Below are 13,497 nucleotides of genomic sequence, written 5' to 3'. Positions count from 1 at the left end.
AAGCGAGCCACGCCGACCTTCAAGGGTGTCGTGGACCCTGGCGAAGGCGGGTGTGGCTCGCGAAGTCGCTGGGCTGTTGTCGGTTGACCGGCAGTAGGAATCCCGCTGCCGGCCGATCGGGGAGCCTCGCCCTTCTCCTACATCAGTAAGCAATCAGTCTTTGGACGCTGGCTCCTTGCCTGCCACCGAATACAGCACCTTCTGATTGCGGGTGGCCTGGAAGTCTTCCAGGCTCTGGCCGCGCATATTGGCGTAGATGTGCAGGTTGGTGACGCCTACCACGGCACCCAGTTTCTCCAGCAGGAAGAAGATCACGCCGTAGTGAATCATCCCGCGCCAGTCGCGACGGCGAACCAGTTCGCGTTCTTCTTCGCTGAGCTGATGCTCAGCGAACAGGGCTTCGGGTTCATCGCGGAAGCGCTCGCGGAACTCCGGCTTGATCAACTGGTGCAGGAAGCGGTTCAGGCGATAGCCCTTGGCACTGCGGGCCAGGTCGAAGGGGTAGGTGCCCTTCAGCGCTTCGATCCCCTTGAGTTGTTCACCGGCCTTGGCCCGATAGCGCTCGGCCAGGTCGACCGGCAACGGCCGGGCCTGGTTCTCCAGTATCAGGGTGGCGATACCGGTCATTGAAGGCAGGTAATAACCATGGTGGAGCAGGTCGACGTTGGCCGACAGGGCACCGCGCATGATCAGCCAGGTGACCACTTCGGCGCCTTCCAGACCGCCAAGGGTGGCAAATTCGGCGATGCTCATCTGGGTCAGAGGCTCGGGGTCGTGCACCAGCGAACTGAGGAACTGAGCGTCCCAGTCGGTGTTGTTGAAGCCACAGCGTTCACCGTGGACCTGATGCGAAACACCCCCTGTGGCCACGATGGCGACATCGATGTCTTCCGGGAAGCTTTCAATGGCCCGGCGCAGCGCCTTGCCCAGCTTGTAGCAGCGGCTGGCGCTCGGAATGGGGAACTGCAGTACGCCCATCTGCAGCGGCACCACCTTTACCGGCCAGCCGTCGGTGTGCGGCAGCAGGGCCGACATTGGAGAAAACAGGCCGTGGTCGATGGGCTTGTCCCGGAAGAACGACATGTCGAACTCCTCGGCCATCAGGCTTTCCCCGATGTGCCGGGACAGGGCCGCATGACCTTCGATGGCCGGCAGGTCGCGCGGGCCGCCGCCTTCGTCCGCGACTTCGTAGCGCTCGTCCACACCCAATGCGAACGCCGAGTAGTGGTCGAAGAAAAAGGAGGTTACGTGGTCGTTGTAGATATAGAAGAGGACGTCAGGCTTGCGCTCTTCCAGCCACCGGCAGATGGGGCCGAAGTTTTCGAAGATCGGCGCCCAGGCAGGGTCGTTCTGCTTGTTGTGGTCCACCGCGAAGCCAATGGTGGGTGTGTGCGAAACCGCGAGGCCGCCGATGATTCGTGCCATGACTATTCCTTACATCAATGAGTTGCAACAGGCTGCGCGGTGCTGGCCTCGGCGCGCCGGGCGGCCTTGGCGTTAGCCAGGATCGCCAGCGCGGCGAACAGGGCCGGTACCGCGAGCAGAACGAAAAGAGTGACCAGGCTCAAGCCGAGGGCCAGTACCACACCGCCGATGATCGAGCCGAAGATGGCGCCGAAGCGGCCGATGCCCAGCATCCAGCTCACGCCGGTAGCCCGTGCCTCGGTAGGGTAGTAGCCCGGCGCGAACGCATTCAGGCCGGTCTGCGCGCCGCTCATGAAGAAGCCCGCGGCGGCGACGCCCACCATCATCAGCGTAGATTCGAGCCCGGCAAAGCCAAGCGAAGCGATGCACAGCGCACCCATGGTATAGGCGCCGGCGATGACGCGGTTCGGCTGGCGACGGTCCATGATGAAGCCCACCACCAGGGCGCCAACAGTACCCCCGATCTGGAACAGGCCGGTGGTGCGAGCGGCTTGCTCTACCGAGATGCCGGACTCTTTCATCAAGGTCGGCAGCCAGCCCATGGTCAGGTAGATCACCATCAGGCCCATGAAGTAGGTGGCCCACAGCGCCAGGGTACCCATACGGAAGCGCTCGCTGAACAGGGTGGAAACCGGCGCGCGCCGGATCACCTGCGGCTCTGGCGAGGTGAACTGCTCCGTGCCGGTGAAGCGGCCGCCCATGCGGTTGAGCAGTTTGGCGATGGCCTGGGATGGCGCATTCTTGACGACCAGGAAGCGGGCCGACTCCGGCAGGAACAGCCAGAGGAAGGGCACCAGCAGCAGTGGCAGAATGCCGCCGACCAACAGTACCGAATGCCAGCCATGGCTGCTCAGCAGCCAGGCGGCCACGAACCCGCCGGCACCCGAGCCCAGGTTGAAGCCGGTGAACATCAGAGTGATCAGCAATGAGCGATAACGCTCCGGCAGGTATTCGGAGAGCAGGGTTGTGGTATTGGGCATGGCCGCGCCCAGGCCGATACCGGTCAGGAAGCGCAGGATGGCCAGCTCATAGGGGTTACGGGCAAAGGCGCAAGCCACGCTCAACACCGCGAAGCAGGTGACGGCGCACAGCAGGACTTTCTTGCGGCCGAAGCGGTCGGCATAGGGGCCGGCAAGCATGGCCCCCGCGGCCAGGCCAAACATGGCCGCGCTCATCACCGGACCGAAAGCGGCCTTGCTCAGGCCCCAGTCCTGCATCAGGGCTGGCGCGATGAAGCCCATGACGGCGACATCGACTCCGTCGAAGAGCACGATGAAAAAGCACAGCACGAGCACGAGCCATTGTTGCGGTGAAACCGCGCGCTCGTCGATCCACTGTTTCACGTCAACGCGTGTGTTGCTTTGCATGGAGGCCACCCTGAATTGTCATTGTTTTGCTGCCGGTCGAAGCGCCGGCATCCTCGCCTGGGGAAGAAGGCGGATAAGGCAAGGTAATGGCCCGACACGGGGCTTGTCGTCTGCGAAGCGTTACTGTGGGTATCGTTTTTTTTTATCAGGGTTCTATGGAAATAGCCGCCGCGGCTGGCTGGCGCAGCGGCGATGCCTTCCGATAACCGGTCTACAGCTTGCCGCCGCTGCGCCGATAGGAGGTTTGACAGTTAATCGAAGCGGATGGAGGAAGCGGCCATGGCGACCGCGGCAAGCGAAAAACGTAGTGGACCGGAGCTGACCCTGGGTGAGCGCACCCTGGCCCTGGTGGGTTTCGGCATTCCTTTCAACGAGGTGCTCGGGCAGCCCCGGGAGTTTCTGGTAGCAGACTTGCCCTATCGGCTGACGGCTACGATGAAAGGCGGGCGGATCGCGGTTCAGGTGCGTTGAGCGGCTCGAGCTGTACTGGAGGAGGTCGCTGAGTCAGCCAGCAACCCTATCCGGTAACTGGCGAGCGCGACAATCGACTCGGGTATCTCGCGGATTTGCGGTGGGAGTCAGCGAAAGCTGACCTCGCTCACCATCACTACAGCTGAGCAGGGTGATCGGGCGGTGGTGTTGATGCCCTGGGCTGCGTAGCCCAAGGCAAGTCATGTGAGCGAGGTGGTGAATCACACCACGGTCATTCGGCGCTCGAAGGCTTCTCCCAGAGGTTGATCTTGCCTTCGACGGCGAAACGGTCGATCTCGATCAGTTCCTGTTCGGTAAAGTCCAGACGCTGCAGCGCGGCTACGTTTTCCACGATCTGCTCCGGCCGGCTGGCGCCGATCAGCGCGCTGGTCACCCGCGGGTCACGCAGGGTCCAGGCCAGGGCCAACTGCGCCAGGCTTTGCCCGCGGGCCTTGGCGATCTCGTTGAGCGCGCGAACATGGGCCAGGTTTGCCTCGGACAGGTGATCGGCGCGCAGCGACTGGCCGCCCGGTCGGTTGACCCGGGCATCGTCTGGAATACCGTTGAGGTATTTGTCCGTCAGCAGGCCTTGGGCCAGGGGCGTGAAGGCGATGACTCCGGCACCCAATTGCTCGGTGGTTTCCAAGAGGTCTTTTTCCACCCAGCGATTGAGCAGGTTGTAGGCCGGCTGGTGAATCAACAGGGGCACTTTCCACTCGGCTAGCAGGGCAGCCATTTCCCGGGTCTTGCTTCCGGAATAGGAGCTGATGCCTACATAGAGAGCTTTGCCTTGCCGCACGGCGGTGGCCAGGGCGCTTGCGGTCTCTTCCAAGGGCGTATCCGGGTCGAAGCGGTGCGAGTAGAAGATGTCCACATAGTCAAGGCCCATGCGCTTGAGGCTTTGGTCCAGGCTGGCCAGGACGTACTTGCGCGACCCGCCGCCCTGGCCGTAGGGGCCAGGCCACATGTCCCAGCCGGCCTTGGTGGAAATGATCAGTTCGTCGCGATAGGCGTGGAAATCCTCGCGCAGCAGACGCCCGAAATTGATCTCGGCGCTGCCGTAGGGGGGGCCGTAGTTGTTGGCCAGGTCAAAATGGTTGATGCCCAGGTCGAATGCGGTCCGCAGCATGGCGCGCTGGCGCTCGATAGGGGTGCTGTCGCCGAAGTTATGCCACAGCCCCAGGGAAAGGGCGGGCAATACCAGGCCGCTGCGGCCCACGCGGCGATAAGGAATACGTTCGTAACGGTCAGCGCTGGCGCTGTAGGTCATGGGAATCCTCGCTCGGGTAGCACAGTTGAATAGCAGTAGGCAGGGGTGCGGCCACTTCGGATCTCGAGCAACAACCGCGTCCTCGCAGCGCCGACCAAGGGATATTGAAAGCGCTAGCGGTCAATTGTTCGATCAGGCCTGCGAACTCGCATCGGCCAGCCAGGCGGCTGGCGAATGCGTGCAAAGACTGACCCGGGGACGGCCTGGAAGATACCGTCGACAACTCCCACCCCTTGGCGGGCTTAAATGCGCGGGGTTAAGCCTTCAAGGTTGCCATGTCGATCACGAAGCGGTACTTCACATCGCCCGCGATCATGCGGCTGTAAGCTTCGTTGATGTTACGAATGTCCAGCATCTCGATATCGCAAGTGATGCCATGCTCGGCGCAGAAATCCAGAACCTCCTGGGTTTCGGCGATGCCACCGATCAACGAGCCGGCCAGTACCCGCCGCTTGAGTACCAGGTTGGCGGCGTGCAGGGCAGGGTCCACGGGTTCGATCAGGCCCACCAGGATGTGCGCACCGTCGAAGCGCAGCGTTTCCAGGTAGGGATTGAGGTCGTGCTGTACCGGAATGGTGTCGAGCAGGAAGTGGAAGCGCCCAGCGGCGGCTGCCATCTGCTCGGGATCGGTGGACACGATCACATGGTCGGCGCCCTGGCGGCGAGCCTCCTCGGCTTTGCTGGCCGAGCGGGTGAACAGGGTCACTTCGGCACCCATGGCCTTGGCGAACTTGATGCCCATGTGGCCCAGTCCGCCCATGCCGAGGATGCCGACGCGGTCGCCTGGCTTGACCCCGTAGTGCTTCAAGGGGGAATAGGTGGTGATGCCGGCGCAGAGGATAGGCGCGGCGGCGGCCGGGTCCAGCGAGGCCGGTATACGGACCACGAACTCCTGGCGAACCACGATGCTGCTCGAGTAGCCACCCATGGTGTTGCTGCCGTCCACCCTGTCCGGGGTGGCATAGGTCATGGTCGGGCCTTCCAGGCAATACTGTTCAAGGTCGGCGGCGCAAGCCTCGCAATGCTGGCAGGAGTCCACCATGCAACCCACACCCACCAGGTCGCCCACCTTGTGCCGGGTGACCTTGGGGCCGACCTCGGTGACCCGGCCGACAATCTCGTGGCCAGGCATCAAGGGGTAGACGGCGATGCCCCATTCGTTGCGTGCCTGATGAATGTCCGAATGACAGACCCCGCAGTAGAGAATGTCGATGACCACGTCGTCGGGACGCGGGGCGCGACGGTTGAAGGTCATGGGCGCCAGGGGCGCGGTAGGCGTTTGAGCGGCGTAGCCGATGGCGGTGTACATAAGAGGCCCCTTGGTCAGGCTGGAACAGGCGATCATTGTCCAGGCCGAGACCATTGCCGACGATGGACAATCCTCCGGTTGTGATGCCCATTCCTCCGAATCTTGCGCCGTCCCGCTTCTTGAGAGCGCCCTTTCTGCGAAGATAATCGCGTTCATTCCTCCGTAGCCCTTACATGTCCGTTACCACCTTTTCCGAAGCCAACCGCGCGTTGGCACAGCTCATCGAGCCATTGGCCACTTGCCCCGGCTTCCTGGATACGGCCGTCCCTGGCGTGCAGGTGCTCAGCTGGGACCACTATGTGGCCAGCAGCCCGCAGATCTACGAACCCAGCCTGATCGTGCTCGCCCAGGGCAGCAAGCTGGCTCGTCTTGGCGCCCGGACCCTTGAATACGGCGCGGGCCACTACCTGGTGCAGGCGCTCTCGGTACCCTTCATGTGCGAAACCTTCGCCACGCCCCGGATGCCCCTCTATGGTGTGGCGGTTTCCATCGAGCCGGGCATGCTTGCCGAACTCATCCAGACCATGGGCGTGCCGGCCGACGTCTCGGTGCAAGCGCAAACGCCCGAATCCATGACCTCCGCTCGGCTCGACGCTGCCATGCGCGAGGCGCTGGAGCAATTGGTACGCTGCCTTCACAACCCGGTCGATGCCCGGGTGCTGGGCAAGGGCAGGGTACGTGAGGTGCTTTACGCGGCATTGCGCGGCCCGCAAGCCGGCGCCTTGCGCGCGCTGATCGAGCAGCATGGCCATTTCGCCCGCATCGGCGCCGCCTTGCAGTACCTGCGGGAGCGCTATGACCAACCCTTGACCGTCGAACAGCTGGCCGAGCAAGCCACCATGAGCGTTTCGACCTTCCATGAGCACTTCAAGCGCAGCACGCTGTTGTCGCCTTTGCAGTACCTCAAGCGCCTGCGCCTGCTCAAGGCCCAACAGATGCTGGCAGGTGAGGGGATGAGCGTGGCCCAGGCAGCGCTTCATGTGGGCTACCAGAGCACCTCCCAGTTCAGCCGTGAATACAAGCGCTACTTCGACCGCAGCCCCGGTCAGGAGCGAGCACCGCTGGCCGCGCTGGCGGGCTGAGGCTATCGCACGCATAGGAAAAGCCAATCGCGCCCTTGGAACGGCCCTGGAAGCCCCGTGTCAGACGCCTGGCGCCCTGGCACGGCTGGTGCGCGACCCTGTCTGCGCAGGCCTGGCCGGGTTTGTCGCCTTGCCGGGCCAGTGCTAGGGTTTTTCCAACGTGCCGCCGTGACGGCGCGACAATGATCAGCCATATGAGGAGCAGTACATGAGCACCGAGTCAGAAAAAACCGGTGGTGGGTGCCCGTTCGGCCATGGCGCGCCTCGGCGCAAGCCTGGCAACCGGGACTGGTGGCCGGAAGCGCTGAGCCTCAACGCGCTGAACCAGCACTCCCCGCGCTCCAACCCCTATGGCGGGGATTTCGACTACGCGGCGGAATTCAAGACCCTGGACCTGGACGCTGTCATCGCCGACCTGCATGCGCTGATGACCGACTCCCAGGACTGGTGGCCGGCCGACTTCGGCCACTACGGTGGCTTGTTCATCCGCATGGCCTGGCACAGCGCTGGTACCTACCGCATCACCGACGGTCGTGGCGGTGCGGGGGGCGGGCAGCAGCGTTTCGCGCCCTTGAACAGCTGGCCGGACAACGCCTCGCTGGACAAGGCGCGCCGGCTGCTCTGGCCGATCAAACAGAAATACGGCCGCAAGCTTTCCTGGGCCGATCTGTTCATCCTCACCGGCAACGTGGCGCTGGAGTCCATGGGCTTCAAGACGTTCGGTTTCGCGGGGGGGCGGGCTGATACCTGGGAACCGGAAGAACTCTATTGGGGCCCTGAGGGTACCTGGCTGGGCGACGAACGCTACAGCGGCGAGCGCCAGCTGCATCCAGGCCTGGGTGCGGTGCAGATGGGGCTGATCTACGTGAACCCCGAAGGCCCCAACGGCAAGCCGGACCCCAAGGCCTCGGCCATCGACATCCGCGAAACCTTCGGCCGCATGGCCATGAACGACTATGAAACCGTGGCGCTGATCGCCGGCGGCCACACTTTCGGCAAGACCCACGGCGCTGGCGACCCCTCCTTCATGGGCCCGGAGCCGGAAGGGGCGGTGATCGAGGATCAGGGACTGGGCTGGCGCAGCAAGTTCGAAACCGGCGTTGGCGCGCACGCCATCACGTCCGGCCTGGAGGTGATCTGGAGCCAGACGCCTACCCAATGGTCCAACTACTTCTTCGAGAACCTGTTCAACTTCGAATGGGAACTGACCAAGAGTCCGGCTGGGGCGCACCAGTGGGTAGCCAAGGATGTGGGGGAGATCATTCCGGATCCCTTCGACCCCAACAAGAAGCGGCGCCCGACCATGCTCACCTCGGACCTGGCGCTGCGCTTCGACCCTGTCTACGAGAAAATTTCCCGGCACTTCAAGGATAACCCGGACGAATTCGCCGACGCCTTCGCCCGCGCCTGGTTCAAGCTCACCCACCGAGACATGGGGCCACTGGCGCGCTACCTCGGGCCTTTGGTGCCCAAGGAAGTGCTGATCTGGCAAGACCCTATCCCTGAGCGCGATCACCCCGTGATCGACGAGGCGGATATCGCTTCACTCAAGCAGAAGATCCTTGGCCTGGGCTTCAGCGTCTCGGAGCTGGTGTCCGTGGCTTGGGCCTCGGCAGCCACTTACCGTGGGTCGGACAAGCGCGGCGGGGCCAACGGCGCGCGCATCCGCTTGGCGCCTCAGAAAGATTGGCCAGTGAACAATCCGCCACTGCTGGCCCGGGTACTGGAGAAGCTCACCGCGCTGCAGGCCGAGTTCAACAGCGCGGCCAGCGGTGGCAAGCGTGTGTCCCTGGCGGACCTTATCGTGCTGGCCGGTTGCGCGGCGATCGAGCAGGCGGCGCAGGCGGGTGGAGTCACGGTGACTGTGCCCTTCACCCCGGGCCGCATGGACGCCGCCGAGAAATGGACCGATGCGCATTCCTTCGAGGCATTGCGCCCCGTGGCCGACGGCTTCCGCAACTATTACCACGAGTCCCATTTCATGGCGCCGGAGGAAGCCCTGGTCGACAAGGCTCACCTGATGGGCTTGAGCGCGCCCGAGATGACGGTGCTGGTGGGCGGCATGCGGGTGCTGGGCACCAATGCCGACGGCGGCAAGGAAGGGGTCTTCACCCAACGGGTCGGCACCCTGTCCAACGACTTCTTCGTCAACCTGCTCGACATCAACAATGAATGGACGGCCACCGAGCAGAAGAATCGCTTCCAGGGCCTGCACCGCAAGACGCGCCAACCCACCTGGACCGCCACTCGCGTGGACCTGATCTTCGGCGCCCAGTCCGAGCTTCGCGCCCAGGCTGAGGTGTACGGCTGTTCCGACGGCAACGAGAAGTTCGTGAACGACTTCGTCGCTGCCTGGAACAAGGTGATGAACGCCGACCGCATGGACATCGGCAAGCCCGAAGACCTGTTCAGTCAGAAGCTGTCCACTACCCCCGCTGTGTAAAAGGCCGCGGCAGCTGCCCAATCGTCATGCACCCATGGCTGTTGGCTAGCTGCCGCCAGCTTCCGAATCACTCGGAAGGCTTGGCCTCCTGGCTCAGGCGCCGCAGCAAGGCGTCAGCGGTGGCTTCGGACGAGGCCGGGTTCTGCCCGGTGATAAGGTGGCCATCTTCCACCACGTAGCTACCCCAGTCCGCGCCCTTGGAATAGTCCCCACCCTTGTTCTTGAGCATATCTTCCACCAGGAAGGGGACCACCTCGGTCAAGCCCACTGCGGCTTCCTCGCTGTTGCTGAAGCCGGTGACGCGCTTGCCCTGAACCACCGGCTGGCCTTCCGGGTTCTTTACCCCCTTGAACACGCCGGGCGCGTGGCAGACAGCGGCCACCGGCTTGTTGGATGCGTAGAAGGAGGCGATCAGGGTTTGTGAGTCTTTGTCTTCGGCCAGGTCCCAGAGCGGGCCGTGGCCACCCGGGTAGAACACGCCATCGAAATCATAGGGGTCGATTTCGCCAAGAGGCAGGGTATTGGCCAGGGCCTGTTGGGCTGCGCTGTCCTGGCCGAAGCGGCGGGTGGCCTCTGTCTGCGCGTCGGGCTCATCGCTTTTAGGGTCCAGCGGCGGCTGCCCGCCCTTGGGCGAGGCCAGGGTCACAGTGGCCCCCGCGTCCACGAAGCGGTAATAGGGCGCGGCGAACTCCTCGAGCCAGAACCCCGTCTTCTTGCCGGTGTCGCCCAGTTGGTCATGGGACGTGAGCACCATCAGGATTTTCTTCATCAACAAACCTCCGGGTAAATGAAGCGGCATGACCGCATTTCGCTCCTGATTCTGAGGCTGTCCGGCGTCAGACGTTCAGCCGGAGGCGGCCTGTGGGTCTTGCATCAGGTCGGCCAGGGCCTGCTCGGCCTGCCGGCCGAGATCCTGGGCAGCGGCTTCGAAGGCTGCCGCGGCGGCGGGGTCGGCGAGCAGGGGAAGGTCTTCGGTCACGTTCAGCAGCAGGGCGCGCAGGTTCGCGTGTAGCATCAGGCCCCCGGCCATGAGGTCGCAGCGCAAGCCCTTGGCCGCCAGCGGTAGCGCTGTCCTGGCCAACTCCAGGGCTCGCAGGGTGTCGGCGGCCGCGTGACAGGCGCCTTCGGTCATGCGCCGGACATCGGCCTGGCGCAGCGCATCCTCCGGCGTGGTGTGGGGCAGGTCGTCGATGAAGCGGCCGAAGGCGCGCATGTCCTGATCGGCGTGGGCGTCGAGTGTGGGCTGCAGGCTACGGGCCTGTTCCAGCAGTCTAGCAAGCGCCTCACTGGGCTGCCGCTCCAGGCTCTTGGCGAGGGCCATGGTGATCAGGGCCAGCGCCAGGCTGGCGCCCACCGCGGCCGTGGCGCCACAGCTGGGGACTGCTTCCTGGCCGGCCAGGGCGTCGCGAAACCGGGCCAGCGGCCAAGCCCAGACCGTGGAGCGGATAGAGGCAGGCTTGCTCATAAGGAAAGACTCAGTGTAGGGGTGTCTATCAGAGACACGGGCAGAGCGAAGATTGCAGGTATCTCATCGGACAATAAACCTTGCAAAAATGTTACACAGGCTATGCCGCTCGCTGGCGGAAGGCTATCATCGCCGCCGCGCTCGCGCGCCGCATAATTACCAGCCTGATAAGGAACGCAAATGAAGCAGTGGGTCACGGCCGGGGTCGGCCTTGGATGTTCTTTGGTCTGTGCGCTTCCCGCCCTGGCGGCGCAGCCAGACGGCACCCGGTTCGGCCTGGAGATCAAAGCCACCGCCCAGAGCGAGGGCGACCGTGACCTGGGCACTGCCGCCCATGGCGATGTCAATGGCTTTGGCCTGGACCTTCGTCCTTGGGCTGCCTTCCAGCGTGGTGCCTGGAGCGGCTATGTCCAGGCCCAGGCGGTGACGGCCACGGATATCGTGGAAACCGATACCCTGCAGCAGAACACCAGCGAATCCACCTCCAGCCGCAGCAACGACCGTCAGGCGGACAAGAGCTACCTCGCCTTGCGCGAGTTCTGGGTCGGCTATCGCGGGCTTACCCCATACCCGGGCGAGTTGCTGAAGTTCGGTCGTCAGCGCCTGCGCAACGATGACGGCCAATGGCGTGATACCAATATCGAGGCCCTTGCCTGGACCTTCGACACCACCCTGCTCAAGGCCAACCTGGGCACTGCTCAGCGTTTCAGCGACTACCGCACCGACCTGAGCGAACTGGCCCCGACCGACAAGGACCGCCTGCACCTGTTCGGCGACGCCGCCTGGCAGTGGCAGCCCGGTCAGTGGATCGGCGTGCGTGCCCACCACAGTCGCGACAACGGCAGCCTGGATTACGCGGCGGTGGGCCGCGCCAGCGACCCGCTGGACAAGACCGAGAACGGCGACCTGACCTGGTTCGGCCTCGATGCCAGCAGCGAGGCCTACCGTACCCGCGGCAACACCAATACCCTGAACTACTGGGCCAGCGTCACGGGTATGAAGGGCACCCGCGAGAAGGTCAATAGCCTGGACAGCAATGGCAACCTGCCAAGCGAGCGCAGCAGTAGCGATCACCTCAATGGCTGGGCCACGGACCTTGGCCTGCGCCTGCGGCTGGACCCATCCTGGCAGGTCGGCGCGGCCTACGCCCGCGCCAGTGGTGACTACGAGCAGAACGGCCTGCAGAGCAACCGCTCGACCTTTACCGGCACCACGTCCCGGGTACATCGTTTTGGCGAGGCCTTCCGAGGTGACTTCAGCAATATCCAGAGCGCCACGCTGTTCGGCTCATGGAACCTGCGCGAAGACTATGACGCCAGCCTGGTGTATCACCGCTTCTGGCGCGTCGACGGCGACAAGGCGATCACCAGCCGCGGGGTGACGGCCTACGATAACGACTACGATGACGCCACCGGCGCGCTCTTGTCTTCCAGCAGCCTGCCACTGCGCGACGGCGAGAAGGATCTCGGGCAGGAAATGGACCTGGTGGTGACCCGCTACTTCAAGCAGGGCCTGCTGCCGGCTGGCCTGAGCCAATCCCTGGACGAACCCTCGGCCCTGGTCCGCCTGCGCGGCGGTGTCTTCAAGCCCGGCGACGCCTACGGCAGCCAAGTGGACAGCTACATGCACCGGGCCTTCGTGGACGTGATCTGGCGGTACTGATCCGGAGCAGCCTGCCTGGCGCGGCTGCCCCGTCATGGGCGAACGGTGGGCACTGTCAGCATGCGCTGCAGTGCCCGGCTCACATCGTTGTGGCACTGGTCGCTCAAGGTCCCGGGGTATTGATCGAACATGTGTGGCACGCCGGGATACACATGCAGTTCGACGGGTATGCCGGCCCGGGATAGCTTCACGCCGTAGGCCAAATCTTCTTCCAGAAACAGGTCCAAGGCACCGACGCAGATGAAGGTGGCGGGTAACCCGTCCAGGCGCTGAGCCAGTGCGGGTGAGTACCAGCCTGTGTGAAGGTCAGACAGGGGATGCTCGCCCCGGTAGCAGGCCCAACAGAACTGATTGGCTGGTGCGTTCCAGCTGAACGTGCCGGTGCTGGGGTTGACGGCGGTATCGGGCTGGCCGGTGCGGTGGTCGAGCATGGGGTACACCAGTACGCAGCCGCAAAGAGCATACATGCTTCGGTCGCGGATCAGGAGCGCCAGGCCCGCGGCCAGGCCTCCACCAGCGCTGTGGCCCATGAGGGCTACCCGGGTCGGGTCTACCCCAAGCTCAGCGCTGTGGTCGAATAGCCAAGCCAGGCCGGCATGGCAGTCTTCCAACGGGATAGGAAAAGGGTGTTCCGGCGCCAGGCGATAATCTACAGCCACGATCAGCACGCCCAGGTCCGTGGCCAGATCAGCCAGGTAATCGTCCTGCATTTCCGGACAGCCCAGCACGAAACCGCCCCCGTGAAGGTAAAGCACGGCAGCAAGCTCTTGCTCGCTACGCACACGGGCTGGCCAATACAGGCACAGCCGCAGCGCCTCGCTGTTATCGCGTATCCAGCGCTGTTCGGACCGGGATTGGAACGCGGGTTTGAAACCGGCATGAACCCGAGCGCGGATGGTCGGCAGGTCGCCCAGGCTCCAACTGCTGTGCGTTTCATTCTGGAAAAAATGGTAGTCCGGGTGCAACAGCTCGGCGGGGTTCATGCCTGTTTCAGTCCTGTGAG

11 protein-coding genes are annotated in these 13,497 nt (G+C 64.0%); 4 read left to right on the top strand and 7 right to left on the bottom strand.

Translation table 11 applies throughout. The features are described 5' to 3' along the window. Positions 1 to 153: 153 nt before the first annotated feature. A complete protein-coding gene (locus BN1188_RS20175; protein WP_040263469.1) occupies positions 154 to 1,425 on the bottom strand; it encodes a gallate dioxygenase in 1,272 nt (423 codons plus the stop codon). A 14-nt stretch (positions 1,426 to 1,439) separates the two neighbouring features. Continuing rightward, positions 1,440 to 2,792 (bottom strand): MFS transporter, encoded by a 1,353-nt coding sequence (locus tag BN1188_RS20170; RefSeq protein ID WP_040264395.1) that lies wholly within the window; start codon positions 2,790 to 2,792, stop codon positions 1,440 to 1,442. Positions 2,793 to 3,071: 279 nt separating this feature from the next. Between BN1188_RS20170 and BN1188_RS20165 the strand changes: the two genes are divergently transcribed. Then, a complete protein-coding gene (locus tag BN1188_RS20165; protein WP_040264393.1) occupies positions 3,072 to 3,263 on the top strand; it encodes a hypothetical protein in 192 nt (63 codons plus the stop codon). A gap of 232 nt (positions 3,264 to 3,495) precedes the next feature. On the opposite strand, the gene mgrA is transcribed toward BN1188_RS20165, so the two are convergent. Together mgrA and BN1188_RS20155 are read right to left on the bottom strand one after the other, a co-directional pair. After that, entirely contained in the window at positions 3,496 to 4,533 is a 1,038-nt protein-coding gene (mgrA, locus tag BN1188_RS20160; RefSeq protein ID WP_040263468.1) for an L-glyceraldehyde 3-phosphate reductase, read from the bottom strand. Positions 4,534 to 4,789: 256 nt separating this feature from the next. Next, positions 4,790 to 5,842, bottom strand: coding sequence for an NAD(P)-dependent alcohol dehydrogenase (locus BN1188_RS20155; RefSeq protein ID WP_040264391.1), 1,053 nt, complete (start codon positions 5,840 to 5,842; stop codon positions 4,790 to 4,792). A 173-nt stretch (positions 5,843 to 6,015) separates the two neighbouring features. On the opposite strand from BN1188_RS20155, the gene BN1188_RS20150 reads away from it, so the two are divergent. Next, positions 6,016 to 6,924: an AraC family transcriptional regulator gene (locus BN1188_RS20150; protein ID WP_040263467.1), complete on the top strand. Its 909-nt coding sequence runs from the start codon at positions 6,016 to 6,018 to the stop codon at positions 6,922 to 6,924. 208 nt (positions 6,925 to 7,132) lie between these two features. Next, entirely contained in the window at positions 7,133 to 9,367 is a 2,235-nt protein-coding gene (gene katG, locus BN1188_RS20145; RefSeq protein WP_040263465.1) for a catalase/peroxidase HPI, read from the top strand. Between the two features lie 67 nt (positions 9,368 to 9,434). Here katG and BN1188_RS20140 read toward each other — a convergent pair whose 3' ends face one another. Together BN1188_RS20140 and BN1188_RS20135 are read right to left on the bottom strand one after the other, a co-directional pair. Next, positions 9,435 to 10,136, bottom strand: a complete 702-nt coding sequence (locus BN1188_RS20140) for a type 1 glutamine amidotransferase domain-containing protein (RefSeq protein ID WP_040263463.1) — start codon at positions 10,134 to 10,136, stop codon at positions 9,435 to 9,437. Positions 10,137 to 10,211: 75 nt separating this feature from the next. Then, entirely contained in the window at positions 10,212 to 10,832 is a 621-nt protein-coding gene (locus BN1188_RS20135; RefSeq protein ID WP_040263461.1) for a cyclodeaminase/cyclohydrolase family protein, read from the bottom strand. Positions 10,833 to 11,012: 180 nt separating this feature from the next. Here BN1188_RS20135 and BN1188_RS20130 point away from each other — a divergent pair, with 180 nt between their 5' ends. Then, on the top strand, positions 11,013 to 12,494 hold the full coding sequence (locus BN1188_RS20130; RefSeq protein ID WP_040263459.1) for an alginate export family protein: 1,482 nt from the start codon (positions 11,013 to 11,015) through the stop codon (positions 12,492 to 12,494). Between the two features lie 32 nt (positions 12,495 to 12,526). On the opposite strand, the gene BN1188_RS20125 is transcribed toward BN1188_RS20130, so the two are convergent. After that, the gene (locus tag BN1188_RS20125; protein ID WP_040263457.1) at positions 12,527 to 13,477 is read right to left on the bottom strand and encodes an alpha/beta hydrolase; all 951 of its coding nucleotides are present in this window, start codon (positions 13,475 to 13,477) and stop codon (positions 12,527 to 12,529) included. Positions 13,478 to 13,497: the final 20 nt, after the last annotated feature.

The organism is Pseudomonas massiliensis, from assembly GCF_000826105.1.
Lineage (GTDB): Bacteria > Pseudomonadota > Gammaproteobacteria > Pseudomonadales > Pseudomonadaceae > Aquipseudomonas > Aquipseudomonas massiliensis.
This window is presented reverse-complemented; position numbering and strand designations above follow the sequence as displayed.

What these genes read in the sequence shown, in the direction of transcription:
- BN1188_RS20175 (WP_040263469.1), bottom strand. Translation starts at nt 1,425, where the DNA reads ATGGCACGAATCATCGGCGGCCTCGCGGTTTCGCACACACCCACCATT.
- BN1188_RS20170 (WP_040264395.1), bottom strand. Translation starts at nt 2,792, where the DNA reads ATGCAAAGCAACACACGCGTTGACGTGAAACAGTGGATCGACGAGCGC.
- BN1188_RS20165 (WP_040264393.1), top strand. Translation starts at nt 3,072, where the DNA reads ATGGCGACCGCGGCAAGCGAAAAACGTAGTGGACCGGAGCTGACCCTG.
- mgrA (WP_040263468.1), bottom strand. Translation starts at nt 4,533, where the DNA reads ATGACCTACAGCGCCAGCGCTGACCGTTACGAACGTATTCCTTATCGC.
- BN1188_RS20155 (WP_040264391.1), bottom strand. Translation starts at nt 5,842, where the DNA reads ATGTACACCGCCATCGGCTACGCCGCTCAAACGCCTACCGCGCCCCTG.
- BN1188_RS20150 (WP_040263467.1), top strand. Translation starts at nt 6,016, where the DNA reads ATGTCCGTTACCACCTTTTCCGAAGCCAACCGCGCGTTGGCACAGCTC.
- katG (WP_040263465.1), top strand. Translation starts at nt 7,133, where the DNA reads ATGAGCACCGAGTCAGAAAAAACCGGTGGTGGGTGCCCGTTCGGCCAT.
- BN1188_RS20140 (WP_040263463.1), bottom strand. Translation starts at nt 10,136, where the DNA reads ATGAAGAAAATCCTGATGGTGCTCACGTCCCATGACCAACTGGGCGAC.
- BN1188_RS20135 (WP_040263461.1), bottom strand. Translation starts at nt 10,832, where the DNA reads ATGAGCAAGCCTGCCTCTATCCGCTCCACGGTCTGGGCTTGGCCGCTG.
- BN1188_RS20130 (WP_040263459.1), top strand. Translation starts at nt 11,013, where the DNA reads ATGAAGCAGTGGGTCACGGCCGGGGTCGGCCTTGGATGTTCTTTGGTC.
- BN1188_RS20125 (WP_040263457.1), bottom strand. Translation starts at nt 13,477, where the DNA reads ATGAACCCCGCCGAGCTGTTGCACCCGGACTACCATTTTTTCCAGAAT.